Source organism: Maribacter sp. 1_2014MBL_MicDiv (assembly GCF_001865655.1).
Taxonomy (GTDB): Bacteria; Bacteroidota; Bacteroidia; order Flavobacteriales; family Flavobacteriaceae; genus Maribacter; species Maribacter dokdonensis.
Map to the genome: position 1 here is coordinate 1,777,958 of NZ_CP011318.1, position 13,076 is coordinate 1,791,033.

Annotated in this window: 15 protein-coding genes and 1 tRNA gene; 7 read left to right on the top strand and 9 right to left on the bottom strand. The window is 36.4% G+C overall.

Annotation, left to right across the window (positions count from 1 at the left end; translation table 11 throughout):
* Positions 1 to 3: 3 nt before the first annotated feature.
* From YQ22_RS07415 to YQ22_RS07425, 3 genes are all read right to left on the bottom strand, one after another.
* Entirely contained in the window at positions 4 to 246 is a 243-nt protein-coding gene (locus YQ22_RS07415) for a GIY-YIG nuclease family protein (protein ID WP_071340675.1), read from the bottom strand.
* A 325-nt stretch (positions 247 to 571) separates the two neighbouring features.
* Positions 572 to 645, bottom strand: a tRNA-Ala gene (locus YQ22_RS07420).
* 103 nt (positions 646 to 748) lie between these two features.
* Entirely contained in the window at positions 749 to 1,546 is a 798-nt protein-coding gene (locus tag YQ22_RS07425; protein WP_058104703.1) for a universal stress protein, read from the bottom strand.
* Between the two features lie 53 nt (positions 1,547 to 1,599).
* Between YQ22_RS07425 and YQ22_RS07430 the strand changes: the two genes are divergently transcribed.
* The 7 genes from YQ22_RS07430 (at position 1,600) to YQ22_RS07460 (ending at position 7,352) form a co-directional block, all read left to right on the top strand.
* Positions 1,600 to 2,100 carry a GNAT family N-acetyltransferase gene (locus YQ22_RS07430; protein WP_071342530.1) on the top strand — a complete coding sequence of 167 codons (501 nt, stop codon included), beginning with the start codon at positions 1,600 to 1,602 and terminating at the stop codon, positions 2,098 to 2,100.
* 12 nt (positions 2,101 to 2,112) lie between these two features.
* The gene (locus YQ22_RS07435; RefSeq protein ID WP_071340676.1) at positions 2,113 to 3,447 is read left to right on the top strand and encodes an MATE family efflux transporter; all 1,335 of its coding nucleotides are present in this window, start codon (positions 2,113 to 2,115) and stop codon (positions 3,445 to 3,447) included.
* Positions 3,448 to 3,516: 69 nt separating this feature from the next.
* Positions 3,517 to 4,284 carry an enoyl-CoA hydratase/isomerase family protein gene (locus tag YQ22_RS07440; RefSeq protein WP_071340677.1) on the top strand — a complete coding sequence of 256 codons (768 nt, stop codon included), beginning with the start codon at positions 3,517 to 3,519 and terminating at the stop codon, positions 4,282 to 4,284.
* 216 nt (positions 4,285 to 4,500) lie between these two features.
* Positions 4,501 to 4,926, top strand: a complete 426-nt coding sequence (locus YQ22_RS07445) for a hypothetical protein (RefSeq protein ID WP_156894541.1) — start codon at positions 4,501 to 4,503, stop codon at positions 4,924 to 4,926.
* A 57-nt stretch (positions 4,927 to 4,983) separates the two neighbouring features.
* Positions 4,984 to 5,433 carry a 6-pyruvoyl trahydropterin synthase family protein gene (locus YQ22_RS07450; RefSeq protein ID WP_058104699.1) on the top strand — a complete coding sequence of 150 codons (450 nt, stop codon included), beginning with the start codon at positions 4,984 to 4,986 and terminating at the stop codon, positions 5,431 to 5,433.
* Between the two features lie 83 nt (positions 5,434 to 5,516).
* Complete coding sequence (locus YQ22_RS07455; protein ID WP_071340679.1) at positions 5,517 to 6,503, top strand: endonuclease/exonuclease/phosphatase family protein; 987 nt, start codon at positions 5,517 to 5,519, stop codon at positions 6,501 to 6,503.
* Positions 6,504 to 6,587: 84 nt separating this feature from the next.
* Positions 6,588 to 7,352 (top strand): UDP-2,3-diacylglucosamine diphosphatase, encoded by a 765-nt coding sequence (locus YQ22_RS07460; RefSeq protein ID WP_058104697.1) that lies wholly within the window; start codon positions 6,588 to 6,590, stop codon positions 7,350 to 7,352.
* A gap of 864 nt (positions 7,353 to 8,216) precedes the next feature.
* Here the strand turns inward: YQ22_RS07460 and YQ22_RS07465 are convergent.
* The 6 genes from YQ22_RS07465 to YQ22_RS07490 form a co-directional block, all read right to left on the bottom strand.
* Positions 8,217 to 9,479, bottom strand: a complete 1,263-nt coding sequence (locus YQ22_RS07465; protein WP_071340680.1) for an MFS transporter — start codon at positions 9,477 to 9,479, stop codon at positions 8,217 to 8,219.
* Between the two features lie 102 nt (positions 9,480 to 9,581).
* Positions 9,582 to 9,944: a hypothetical protein gene (locus YQ22_RS07470; protein WP_058104695.1), complete on the bottom strand. Its 363-nt coding sequence runs from the start codon at positions 9,942 to 9,944 to the stop codon at positions 9,582 to 9,584.
* Between the two features lie 60 nt (positions 9,945 to 10,004).
* Positions 10,005 to 10,391: a VOC family protein gene (locus YQ22_RS07475; RefSeq protein ID WP_071340681.1), complete on the bottom strand. Its 387-nt coding sequence runs from the start codon at positions 10,389 to 10,391 to the stop codon at positions 10,005 to 10,007.
* Complete coding sequence (gene recJ, locus YQ22_RS07480) at positions 10,388 to 12,076, bottom strand: single-stranded-DNA-specific exonuclease RecJ (protein ID WP_071340682.1); 1,689 nt, start codon at positions 12,074 to 12,076, stop codon at positions 10,388 to 10,390. The genes YQ22_RS07475 and recJ overlap by 4 nt, the downstream gene beginning before the upstream one ends.
* 124 nt (positions 12,077 to 12,200) lie before the next feature.
* A complete protein-coding gene (locus tag YQ22_RS07485) occupies positions 12,201 to 12,563 on the bottom strand; it encodes a four helix bundle protein (RefSeq protein WP_071340683.1) in 363 nt (120 codons plus the stop codon).
* Positions 12,564 to 12,602: 39 nt separating this feature from the next.
* Positions 12,603 to 13,031 (bottom strand): OsmC family protein, encoded by a 429-nt coding sequence (locus YQ22_RS07490; RefSeq protein ID WP_071340684.1) that lies wholly within the window; start codon positions 13,029 to 13,031, stop codon positions 12,603 to 12,605.
* Between the last annotated feature and the right edge of the window lie 45 nt (positions 13,032 to 13,076).

Consider the following 13,076-nt stretch of genomic DNA (forward strand, 5'->3'; position numbering starts at 1 on the left):
GCTCTATTCTTGTCTTCCTATTGAGATTAAATACTCAATATACTTTCTACTTTTCTTCTTTTTAATCAGAAGTTCAAATGAGACTGCTTCTGATCGAGTTTTAAAATTACGCTGCCATTTCAATACCCAATCATTTGCTTTTTTGGTATAAGTACTTCCGTTGCCATTATTATGGCGTAATAGCCTTGTATCAATATTCTCTGTACTCCCCACATAATAACGATTTAAAGTCTTGCTAAAAAATATAGGTTGCGAAGTTCATATTTAAAAATAATCAAATAAAAAAAGCTTCCAAAATGGAAGCTTTAAGTGGAGAATACCGGACCGGAACCGGTGACCTTCCCGAAGGCTTTCGGGACGCTATTCCTTTAATTACACTATTTACTCAAAACCAGAAAAAAGCCCTCACTTTCGTGAAGGCTTTAAAGTTGTGGAGAATACCGGATTCGAACCGGTGACCTTCCCGAAGGCTTTCGGGACGCTCTATTCTTTTACTACCTAACCGATTTAAACCGATAATTAATTGCTTAATAACCATAAACAAAAAAGCTTCCATAATGGAAGCTTTAAGTGGAGAATACCGGATTCGAACCGGTGACCTCTTGCCTGCCAGGCAAGCGCTCTAGCCAACTGAGCTAATCCCCCTTCAATATTGATTGCTTAAAATTGCTTGTTATTCACATGGTGAAAACCCCAATTTTCAAGAGGATCAAAGGAAATACATTTTAACAACGTATCAAAGTACAATCTAATCTTTCTTTACACTGAGTACCAATACGGGTACCGGGGCAAAGAACTCTGATTTTGAAATGGTACTTTTTTCCCATAATTTCTTAAAAAAGCCTCTTTTTCTTCTAAAAACACATAATAAATCGGGGTGTTTTGCCTGAAAATGTTCCAAAACCCCATGATATGTGGTTGGGTTATCCGTAAAGGTTAATTGTGAACTAATGTCCATTAACGCCGTATTGATTTTTAAATCATCATCTGAATACCCAGGCGTTTTCACCATTAAAAGATTCACTTTTGCATTATGCTTGTTCTTTATTTCAATTAACGGATCAAGTATTCTCTTTCTTTTTAAAATACCTGATTTAAAGGCTACCAATATATTCTCAAATGATTTATAGGCAGTTCCTTTAGGGACGATCAATGTAGGTATATTGGTTCTTTTGATAATGGCCCCAGAGGTATGCCCCAGGTAATATTCTTCTTGAATATCATTACTTCTAGGAGCTAAAATGATAAGATCAATACCTATACCCTTATCAATTTCCCTTAACCCATCTTTAAGCTCGCCATTAAAACTTGCAATTTTGATAGATACATCTTTGGTATCTACCGTAGCTATAACCTCCTTTAATCGTTCTTTAGAATTCTCAGTAACTTTTTGGGTAACGTTCGTAAGGGTTCCCGTTTTTCCACTGACGTTGAAAACTTCCATTACATAAATATCCGCACCAAAGTCTTCTGCAAAATTAACGGCATATTGTAAAGTTTCGTTCGCATTTGTTGAGGTCCCTATAGGAACAAGAATATTCATCATGATAAAAAGTATTGATTATAACTCTAAATTTACAATTTAATTAAATGGCTTTTATGATAGCACCTGCAAAGATATCGCAAATACCCGAAATTTTAACCATGACCAATGCCTGTAGAATTGCCATGGAAGAAAAAGGTATTTACCAATGGACAACGGAATACCCTTCTAAAAAAGCATTTGAAAAAGATATTGAGCGCAATGAACTTTATGTACTTTTAGAAGAGGATGCCATTATTGGCTGCATTGTACTATCGCAAGTAATGGACGATGAATATAAAAATGTTGCCTGGTTAACAGAAAACGGCAACAACTACTATGTTCATAGACTAGCGGTACACCCTAAATATCAAGGCAGGGGCCTTGCACAACAATTAATGGATTTTGGCGAAAACTTTGCACGTAAAAAGAACGCCCTATCAGTAAGGTTAGATACCTTTAGCCAAAACAAAAGAAATCAGAAATTTTATGAGCAACGTGGTTATGTTAAATTAGAGGATATCTTTTTTCCCAAGCAAAGCGCACATCCTTTTCACTGCTACGAACTTGTACTATAGAATCTATATTTTTTGAAAACTTCCGTTAATTTTAAATCTATAAATGCCTTGGCCATACCCGCAACTATAGCAGGTATAGCAGAACCTTTATTATCCATTACCGATACCGCCATAGTGGGGAATATTCCGGTTGACGGACTAGAATCTCTTGCCGCAGCCGGTATTGTAGGTTCTTTTCTTTCTATGCTCATTTGGATTTTAGGGCAAACACGTAGCGCTATTTCTGCCATAATATCACAGTATTTGGGCGCTGGTAGAATAGAAGAGGTCAAAACCCTGCCCGCGCAGGCCATTTACCTCAATATTGCTCTAAGTATTTTAATTTTGCTCTCTACCATTTTTGTCATTCAAGAAATTTTTGAGTTGCTAAATGCCTCGGGAAAAATACTGCAGTATTGCATTAGTTATTACAGTATTCGCGTTTGGGGATTTCCCTTGACCTTATTCGTTTTTGCCGTAATGGGTATTTTTCGTGGATTACAAAATACCTATTGGCCCATGGTCATTGCCATTACAGGAGCTCTATTAAATGTAATTTTCGACTTCGCCTTTGTATACGGTATTGATGGCTTTATACCAGCAATGTATTTAGATGGTGCGGCCTATGCCAGTTTATTGGCGCAAAGTATTATGGCCATAATGGCATTTTATCTACTTTGGACAAAGACAGATATTAGTCTAAAGCTAAGGCTACCCATTCACCCAGAACTTGGAAGATTAGTGGTAATGAGCCTAAATCTTTTTGTTCGTGCCATAGCATTGAATACGGCTCTTATCCTTGCTGTTAGGGAAGCAACTGCACTGGGCGATAAGTATATTGGTGCACATACCATTGCTATTAACCTTTGGTTGTTCTCAGCTTTTTTTATTGATGGTTTTGGTGCCGCCGGAAATATTATGGGCGGTAGATTGCTGGGAGAAAAAAATTATAATGCACTTTGGTTATTGGCTAAAAAAATAACAAAGTACGGACTCATAGTCAGTGTAGTGATTATGGCCTTTGCCGGTATTTTTTATAAACCTTTAGGTGCCCTTTTTTCCAATGAAAGTTTGGTGCTATCCGCATTCTATGCCATATTCTATATCCTTATTTTAGGACTGCCCATAAACACCATTGCCTTTGTGCTTGACGGAGTCTTTAAAGGTCTGGGCGAGATGAAATATTTACGAAACACCCTGCTCGCAGCTACTTTTTTAGGTTTTGTTCCTATGCTGTTTTTAGGTAAATACCTCAATTGGGGGCTAACGGGCATATGGCTGGCCTTTACCGTTTGGATGTTTATTAGAGGTGCCGCTTTAGTGTGGAAGTTTAGAAACAAATTCAAACCTTTATTGCAAAATCAGTAATTTTGTGTTCAATACCTTAGGGCAATCCCTAATGCAAATCGTCTCGATTATCGAGCAAAAAAAGATGCTATGGTCACCACAAGAAAAAATGGAAGTTTATATACAAGAATAGATGGTAAAGTTGCGCATGTAGAATTTGGGCATCCTGCCAGTAACTCTTTTGTTTCTGAACTTTTAGAACGCCTAACCGATACCATTAATGAACTTTCAGAAAACGAGGGTATTTCTGTTATCCTTTTAAAATCTGAGGGAGAAAAGGCTTTTTGTGCCGGCGCTTCTTTTGATGAGCTGTTAGAGGTTTCCAACTTAGAAGAAGGTAAGGCATTCTTTAGTGGTTTTGCCCACGTGATAAACGCTATGCGTAAATGTAAAAAGGTCATTGTTGGCCGTATACATGGTAAAACTGTTGGTGGCGGCGTAGGTCTTGCCGCAGCTTGTGATTATGTGTATTCTAACGTGAACTCATCAATTAAACTTTCTGAGCTTAGTATTGGTATTGCTCCGTTGGTTATTGCTCCTGCAGTTGCCCGTAAAATAGGAAATGCAGCTATGGGCGAAATGTCGTTAGCCCCTACGGAATGGAAGAGTGCTTATTGGGCTCTAGAAAAAGGACTGTTCAACAAAGTATATGACAATGCCCAAGAAATGGACAAAGAACTTGATTTCTTCATTCATAAATTGGCAAGCTATAATCCTGATGCATTGACCGAATGGAAGAAAGTTTTATGGGAAGGCACCGACCATTGGGATACCTTATTGACAGATCGCGCATCTATTACAGGTAAATTAGCGCTATCGGAATTTACCCGTAACGCGCTGTCAAAATTTAAAAAATAAACAATAACCGAAACAGCCTGTCGTTCTGTTTCTAAATCATTATTATGGAATTCTTTCAATTTTTAAACGGTAACCTTGTATTTCCAATTCTTGCACTTTTTGTTTTGGTCATTTATTTTGTAAATAAAGTCCGCGCAAAAAGAAAATACAAAAGGTAATGCTGTATCACCACGCAACTAATCGGTATTTATTCATCTTTTAATAAAATCCGTTTTTATGTTCGCAAAAATTACATTGATACTTCTATCCTTCTTTTTAATGACCTGTAGTGATAAAAATGAACCTGATACTGAGGTAGTAGATTGTTCCTCAACGATATGTACCTTAAATTTTGTAACTATTACCGTGAGCATTAAAGATACATCTGATAATGCCGTAGTTTTAGATAGTTTTGAAGTAATAGACACTGCAACCGGTGAAAATTTGGCAAAAGATATAAGTGCCGAAGAATACCACAATGATCAAGGCATATACCCTCTGATAAGTGATGCACACCGCAGTCAATATCAAAATAAGACTATTACCCTAACTTTTAAGGGTTATATTAATGATGAGTTAGTGGTAAACCAAGAATTTGAAGTGGGAGCAGATTGTTGCCATGTTAGCTTAATCACAGGAAATAGAGAGATTGTATTAGATTGATTTCTTCTGTATAAATACGTTTATACTTTCCCTACCTTTGCCATATAATTATTGGTTATGAGCAAAATTCGCATTACAAAACAATTTAACTTTGAGACCGGTCATGCCCTGTATGGTTATGATGGTAAATGTAGAAACGTACATGGCCATAGCTATAAATTATCCGTAACCGTAATTGGAAGCCCTATTACCGATACCAACCATGTTAAGCTGGGTATGGTGATAGATTTTGGAGATCTTAAAAAAATAGTGAAAGAAGACATTGTTGATATTTTTGATCATGCTACCGTGTTCAATAAAAATACACCACACGTAGAACTGGCCAAAGAATTAACCGATAGGGGGCACAATGTTATTTTAGCGGATTACCAACCTACCAGTGAAAATATGGTGATAGATTTTGCAGCCAAAATAAAATCGAGGTTGCCAGAGAATATTTCTTTGTTTTCCCTAAAACTTCAGGAAACGGATACCTCTTTTGCCGAGTGGTACGCAAGTGATAATTAAGTTCATCTAAACTTTACACTTCAAATGCCGTTCATCATTATAAATTGCTTTATTTTGAGGGTAATTCCTTAATATATAGCAACATGACTAAACATCATATCTATTGGTGGAATCTTGAAAATTTGTTCGATATTGAAAATTCGCCTAGAAGAAGCGAATTTTTAAACAACCACTTATGGAATGAACTTAAAGGTTGGGATGCTACCATTCTCAACCAAAAAATTGCCAATCTCACCGCTATCATTTCCAAATTCAATAATGGTGAAGGTCCGGATATTCTTGGCGTTTGTGAGGTAGAAAACGAACATGTAATTGAACTGCTGATATCTGCCATGAGCACGGCATTACAAAAAAATTACGGTTTTGTTATTTCTGAAGGGGATGATAAACGAGGTATAGATACTGCACTTATTTATGACAAGACCAAATATGGACCAGAACAGTTGACCTTTAGCCTTCGTATCATTAAAAGAAATACTACACGCGATCTATTTCAGGTACATATAAATACTGCCAACGGCAATAAGCTTATTTGTATTCTTAATCACTGGCCATCAAGATCAGGAGGTGAGCTAACAAGCGAACCTTTTAGAATAATGGTCGCGGAAAACCTATCATATTGGATTGAACGCATTTACGAGGAACAGGGCAGCGATGCCAATATTCTATTAATGGGCGATTTCAATGACAACCCTTACAATAAAAGTATAACCAATTATTTAATGGCCATCAATAACAAGGCATTGGTTAAAAGCAATAGGGTGCGGTTAAAGTACTTCTATAACGTAATGCATCGATTTTTAGATGCACAGATCGGTACTTTTGTATTTGGCAACACCTATAATATGCTAGACCAGTTTATGATCTCTAAAAGTATTTTATCAGAAAAATCAGGTTTGCCGTTTAAATTGAGTACCGTAGAAATTATTGCATACCCTGAACTAACTTCCGGTGCCTACCAAAAACCTGTAAAATTTGGTAGACCAAACTCTTCAACCTTCAACGTAAATGGTTTTAGCGATCATCTCCCCATTAAAATTGTATTGAACGAAAAAGACCCAACTGCTTAAACCAAGTTCACAAAAACCTGTATGTACTTATTTTGACCAACGTTTTCCCTTGGTACGCAAAACAGTTATTATATTTACATTCTGATGACGAACATTGAACTTCCAGCAGGGAAAAAAGTATACTTTGCCAGTGACAACCACCTAGGTGCACCTACTATGAAAGAAAGTAGAGTGAGAGAACTTAAGTTTGTGCGTTGGTTAGATACCGTTAAGAAAGATGCAGGAGTCATTTTTTTGATGGGCGATCTGTTCGACTTCTGGTTTGAATACAAGACCGTAATACCAAAAGGATTTACCAGAACCTTGGGGAAGCTAGCAGAACTGTCTGATGCAGGTATACAAATTCATTATTTTGTTGGCAACCACGATCTTTGGATGAATGGTTACTTTGAGGAAGAACTGAATATACCTGTTTATCATAAACCACAACAATATACCATTAACGGAACATCATTCTTTATTGGTCATGGTGATGGTCTTGGACCGGACGATAAGGGGTTTAAAAGAATGAAAAAGGTGTTTACCAATCCCGTAGCAAAATGGTTCTTTAAGTGGTTACACCCCGATCTTGGCGTTCGTTTGGCAAAACATCTATCTGTTAGTAATAAATTGATCAGCGGAGATGACGATGCTAAATTTTTAGGAAACGATAAAGAATGGCTTGTACTATATGCCAAACGAAAATTAGAAAGCCAGCATTTTGATCATTTTATTTTTGGACACAGACATCTGCCATTGGAAATTGAATTAAAGAAAGATTCAATGTACACCAACCTAGGAGATTGGATAAAATATTACACCTATGCCGAGTTTGACGGTTCAAAACTTTCGTTGAAAGAATTCAGCTGAATTCCGTTAAAATCATCGATGAAATGCAATATTTAATTTGTAATCCTTTTCTTACAACAAGAATTGAGCAGTTCACAACAATAGTTTTATAAAACTTAGCTTTCAACATACCTTTACAGTGTTAGTTAGTTTAAGTGTTGTATCCCAAATCTTCACATTACCTACAAGTTTCCCCACTTGAAGATTTAAACTCTTAAGTGTTACTTAAAAGAATAGCCCCTATGTTTAGGGGCTTTTTTTGTGATTAAAGCATTATAAATACTTCCGAAACATCTGAAATTTTTAGAATCCGTTAGAATTTGAAATCCTTTATTTTCAAGCTTTCATAAAAATTACGTTTCAATATATTTTATATTACTCCAAAACAGAATTATGATAATATATAGCTAATTGAGGCATTAAATACCTTTAAACCACTTGTAATCTTTTTCTTACATATTAAAATGAGCAGTTCACAACAAAAGTTAGTTCAAACTAGATATCGACCATATCTTTACAGTGTTGTTAAGATTAAGTGTTGATTCCCAAATCTACAGTTTACCTACAAGTTCCCCCGCTTAATGACCCAAATCTTAAGCACTACCTACAATAAAAAAAACTCCTAGTTTAGGAGTTTTTTTTATGAACTAATATTACAAGTCCTATCTATCGAAATTGTGCAACTACTTGTATCAACTTCCCATAAAAATTGGCAAAAAATAGAATTTGGTTTTATCTTTACGCACAAGTTTAGATAAAGTGTTTATTCCCAATACTATAACTGACCTACGAGAATGCTACCACTTTACGACGAAAGTCTTAAGTACTACTTACAATATAAAAAAGCCCTTTCATTAGGGCTTTTTTTGATAACACTATAGATCATTAATTTTCATGGTCTTCTACATCTTTCTGTAGATCTAATTTTCTAAACTTGGGCGAAACAATTGCGGTAAGACCTACTGTAAGTAGCGTCATGCTACCCCCAAAAACCACCGCTGTAACCGTACCCATTAGCTTTGCCGTAACACCGCTTTCAAAAGCACCTAGCTCGTTAGATGATCCTACGAACATAGAATTTACCGATGCTACGCGGCCTCTCATATTATCGGGCGTTTTTAATTGTAAAATTGTCTGTCTAATGATCATGGACACTCCATCTACCGCACCACTTAAAAATAAAGCAATAACGGATAGCCAAAAGTAGGTAGACAAACCAAATACGATCATACATACACCAAAACCAAATACTGCAAGCAACAATTTTTTACCTGCATTCTTATGCAGTGGAAATCTCGTTGATCCTAACATGGTTATTGCGGCGCCCACTGCCGGTGCTGCCCTAAGTACCCCAAAACCTTCTGATCCAACATGCAGTATATCTTGTGCAAATATGGGCAATAACGCTACGGCACCACCAAATAATACGGCAATCATGTCTAAGGTAAGGGCACCCAATACCGCTCTGGTCTTAAATACAAATGTTAGGCCTTCCTTTAAACTTTGAAAAACGGGTTCTCCAATCTTAGGATTAAGAATTGGTTTCTTTGAAATATTGAAAAGTGCCGTTAACGCCAACAAAGAAAATCCGAAAATTACGCACATTGACCAGTGTACTCCTATAATACTAATGGAAAAACCTGCCAATGCCGGACCTAATACTGATGCCATTTGCCAAGTAGTACTGCTCCAAGTAGCTGCATTAGGGTATATTTTTTTTGGAACGATCAATGCAATCAATGAAAATATAGTGGGCCCTAAAAATGCTCGTACCAACCCACCACAGAAAACCAGGGCATAAATACCATATAAAATGGTTTTGGTTTCATAGGTTTCTAAGACCGAAGGTAGACTTAACATAAACAATCCAAAACTAATGACCGAGAAACCAAATATACATTTCATAAGTAGGTTTCGTTTTTCTTTCTGATCAACTATATGACCCGCAAAAAGCGCCATGCCCACTGCCGGTATTACCTCCATTAAACCAATGATGCCTAATGACAATGGGTCTTTGGTAATGGTGTATACTTGCCATTCTATAACTATAAATTGCATAGACCAAGCAAAGACCATAGCAAAACGAACTAGTAGAAAAATATTGAACTCCTTAAATCGTAAGGCAGCATAGGGATCGTTCACGCTCATATAGCTTTCGGTAAATTGACCTCAAAGATATTTATTAATAAAATGGTCAAATATGATTTAGGCAACAAATATGGTAATTAATGATGCATGAATTTTTGCATCTTATTCAATACCTAATTCACCAAAGAAAGAATCCAATTCTAACCTAAACATTGTGCCGTTGATCAGATCTCTAATCTCAATAGCTTCTTGATAGCTTACGGCAAAAGTTATTTGATGTGCAGGAGAATTTAAAAGTAATGATCGGCAAGATTCCTTTGATTTACAGTCGCCGCATAAATTACCCTTTCCATTTTCAATGGTATGTGCAATGCATTTAGAAAAATAGCGTAATTCACTAGTAGTCAATAGTAACCCAATATCCCTGAAAATCACCTGAACTTTGTTCGATTCACGGGGTTTATCACGTTTCCATTGAAAGGCAATACCAAAATCGTTCTGATAAATGGGGTTTATATCGTTCATAAGATGTAAATATTTATATAAAAATAGCAATCTTATTTAGAACAATTATAAATAATAATGTTAAATGGTGATTTCTATCTGATTTCCTTCAGGATCCAAGATGACACTTTCGTAATACCCATCACCGGTAGTTCTTGGTTCTCCTGAAATAGTAAACCCCTCTTTTCTAAGTTCTTCGGTCAAGGTATTTACCCTCTTTTTTGAGCCAACCGATATGGCAAGATGGGCGTAACCAGTGTAGGTAACGTTCATGTTACTAGTTGGGTCAATTTCTGGTTTATGCATAATCTCTAACCGGGCACCATCATCAAAGCTTAAGAAATAAGAAGTGAAGTTTTTACAAGGATTATGGTATCTCTCCCCTGAAACAGCATTAAAATATTTTTCGTAGAATTTACGCATCGCCTCTACATCAGATACCCAAATGGCGATATGTTCAATTCTCATTTGATATCCTTTAATTTCAGTTGTAAACTAACATTACCTTGCCATTCATTTTCGTCAATAGAAAAAACGGCGTTAAAAGGTTTTCTCCCTGTTACCAACGATAGCTTATCTCCCATATTAAAACCAATGCCATCAATTTTATGACTGTCTTGCTGAACCACGGACAATTTCAAATGTGCTTCTTCTTTACCCACTCCTTTGGCATAACCGGTATCTTGTAGATTTTCTGCCATAAAAACCGGTGACATATTCCCTGGACCAAAGGGTGCAAATTGCTTTAATATGCGCATTAACTTAGGATTAATATCCTTTAGCTCAATAACCGCATCAATGGTAATTTCAGGAATCAGCATTTGTGGGTCAATAGTTTCTTTGACCACTTTCTCGAACTGATGCTTAAAGTTGTTATACTGCTCTTCTAATAAAGTTAAGCCCGCAGCGTATTTATGACCGCCAAACTGTTCTATATAGTCTGAGCATCCTTCCAAGGCATTATACACATCAAAGCCTCTAACGGATCTTGCAGAAGCGGCCAATTTATCGCCGCTCTTGGTAAAAACCAAAGTAGGTCTATAGTAGGTTTCGGTTAATCTTGATGCTACTATACCAATAACGCCCTTATGCCAAGTATCTTTATATACCACAGAGGTAAAGCCTTCTTGCTCTTCATTTTCTTGAATCTGTCCTAAGGCCTCTATCGTAATTTCTTGATCCAGCCCTCTTCTATCCGTATTGAACTTTTCAATTTCAGAAGCAAATTGAATGGCTTGGTCCATATTGGTCTCCGTTAAAAGATTTACGGCATGTTGCCCATGCTTCATTCTACCGGCAGCATTTATTCTGGGAGCTATTATGAACACTACATCTGTAATGGTCAATTCTTTTTTATTGATTTGATCAATTATGGCTTTAAACCCAATTCTGGGCTGTTGATTGATAACCTGTAAGCCATAATAAGCCAATATACGATTCTCCCCAGTTATCGGTACAATATCCGCTCCAATTGCAGTTGCCACTAAATCAAGGTAATAGATGACATCATCTATAGTTTCACCTCTACGTGAGCCCAATGCCTGAATCAGCTTAAAACCAACACCACAGCCACATAACTCATCATACGGATATGAACAATCTTCTCTTTTAGGGTCTAAAACAGCTACAGCACTTGGTAATATTGTACCAGGTCTATGGTGGTCACAAATAATAAAATCTATTCCTTTTTCTTTAGCGTAGGCTACTTTATCAATTGCCTTTACTCCGCAATCTAATGCCACAATCAATGTAAAATCATTATCCTCGGCAAAATCTATACCTTTAAAAGACACTCCATACCCTTCATCATAACGATCAGGAATATAGGTTGCTACATTAGGATAATAACTTAACAGATAAGATGACATTAATGCAACGGCCGTGGTACCATCTACATCATAATCGCCATACACTAGAATGTTCTCTCCGTTGGCAATAGCTTCTTCAATTCTTTCCACGGCAATATCCATATCCTTCATAAGAAAAGGATCGTGTAAATCACTCAACTGCGGGCGAAAGAAATGCTTTGCCTCCTCAAAGGTCGAGATACCCCTTTGCAATAATAATTGCGCCACCAAACTATCAACATTAAGCGCATTGGCTAAAGTGTCAATATCTTCTTGTTTCGGTTTCGGTTTAATTGTCCAGCGCATGGTTTTAGTAATCAGTTTTCAGTAACAGTTGGCAGTGTTCAAACCTAAATACAAACTCAAATATCAAATTCAAATTCAAATTCAAATTCAAATTCAATCCAAATGTGAAATTAAAAACTAAAATTTAAGTATTCGTTTGTTTCTTGTTTTTAATAATAGTTGCTAAAATTTTTTTTAGTTGCTCAACTTCGTCCAATATCATTAATCTTCTGGCACTATCACCATATTGTATCTTAGTTAGAATCTTTAAATTGATTCTAGACTCTTTTAATTCTTTTAAAGAGATTGTTGCCTTATTCTTAAAATCTTTATCTGTTTGAGCACCCTGCATTTCTCCAAAATTAAGGGCAGAACTACCTGCAGACCTTAAAAGTTGATGTCCATAGTACTGTCCTGTAAAATCATTCGGAATCCCTTTACAAAATAGAGCAGCATCAGCTGCAAAATTTACTAATCTTTTCTCCAAATCATACGGCTTATTAGACATCCACTTGTATTTGATTTTTGAATTTGTATTTGAGTTTTTCTACTTCTTATGAAAAACAGTCTTAATCTCCAATTCAGCAAATTGTCTAAACATCTCCATTACTCCGCAATACTTTTCAATGGATAGGTCTACTGCTCTTTGCAGTTTTTTCTCCGCTAAATCTGCACCGTGAAAATGATACTCAATCACTACCTTATCGTAGTACTTTGGATGTTCATCCGTAAGATTTGCAATGGTTTCAATATGAAACTCATCTACCTCTAACTTCATTTTTTTAAACATGGCCGCAACGTCTAGTCCTGAACAACCGGCCAATGAAGAAAGCATAAGTGCTTTTGGTCTTAACCCACTACTGTCACCACCATCTTCTTTGGCAATATCAATTTTTAATGAATGCCCAGATGGATTGTTACTTTCAAAGGACATGTTACCCAACCATTTCGTGCTAATATGATTTGTTGTACTCATAATTTTTTGTTTCTTGTAGATTACAAAAATACAACAATAAAGGCT

What these genes read in the sequence shown, in the direction of transcription:
- YQ22_RS07475 (WP_071340681.1), bottom strand. Translation starts at nt 10,391, where the DNA reads ATGAGAATTGAACATATCGCCATTTGGGTATCTGATGTAGAGGCGATG.
- YQ22_RS07465 (WP_071340680.1), bottom strand. Translation starts at nt 9,479, where the DNA reads ATGAGCGTGAACGATCCCTATGCTGCCTTACGATTTAAGGAGTTCAAT.
- YQ22_RS07430 (WP_071342530.1), top strand. Translation starts at nt 1,600, where the DNA reads ATGATAGCACCTGCAAAGATATCGCAAATACCCGAAATTTTAACCATG.
- YQ22_RS07485 (WP_071340683.1), bottom strand. Translation starts at nt 12,563, where the DNA reads ATGTCTAATAAGCCGTATGATTTGGAGAAAAGATTAGTAAATTTTGCA.
- YQ22_RS07470 (WP_058104695.1), bottom strand. Translation starts at nt 9,944, where the DNA reads ATGAACGATATAAACCCCATTTATCAGAACGATTTTGGTATTGCCTTT.
- YQ22_RS07445 (WP_156894541.1), top strand. Translation starts at nt 4,501, where the DNA reads ATGTTCGCAAAAATTACATTGATACTTCTATCCTTCTTTTTAATGACC.
- recJ (WP_071340682.1), bottom strand. Translation starts at nt 12,076, where the DNA reads ATGCGCTGGACAATTAAACCGAAACCGAAACAAGAAGATATTGACACT.
- YQ22_RS07425 (WP_058104703.1), bottom strand. Translation starts at nt 1,546, where the DNA reads ATGATGAATATTCTTGTTCCTATAGGGACCTCAACAAATGCGAACGAA.
- YQ22_RS07450 (WP_058104699.1), top strand. Translation starts at nt 4,984, where the DNA reads ATGAGCAAAATTCGCATTACAAAACAATTTAACTTTGAGACCGGTCAT.
- YQ22_RS07455 (WP_071340679.1), top strand. Translation starts at nt 5,517, where the DNA reads ATGACTAAACATCATATCTATTGGTGGAATCTTGAAAATTTGTTCGAT.
- YQ22_RS07490 (WP_071340684.1), bottom strand. Translation starts at nt 13,031, where the DNA reads ATGAGTACAACAAATCATATTAGCACGAAATGGTTGGGTAACATGTCC.
- YQ22_RS07440 (WP_071340677.1), top strand. Translation starts at nt 3,517, where the DNA reads ATGGTCACCACAAGAAAAAATGGAAGTTTATATACAAGAATAGATGGT.
- YQ22_RS07460 (WP_058104697.1), top strand. Translation starts at nt 6,588, where the DNA reads ATGACGAACATTGAACTTCCAGCAGGGAAAAAAGTATACTTTGCCAGT.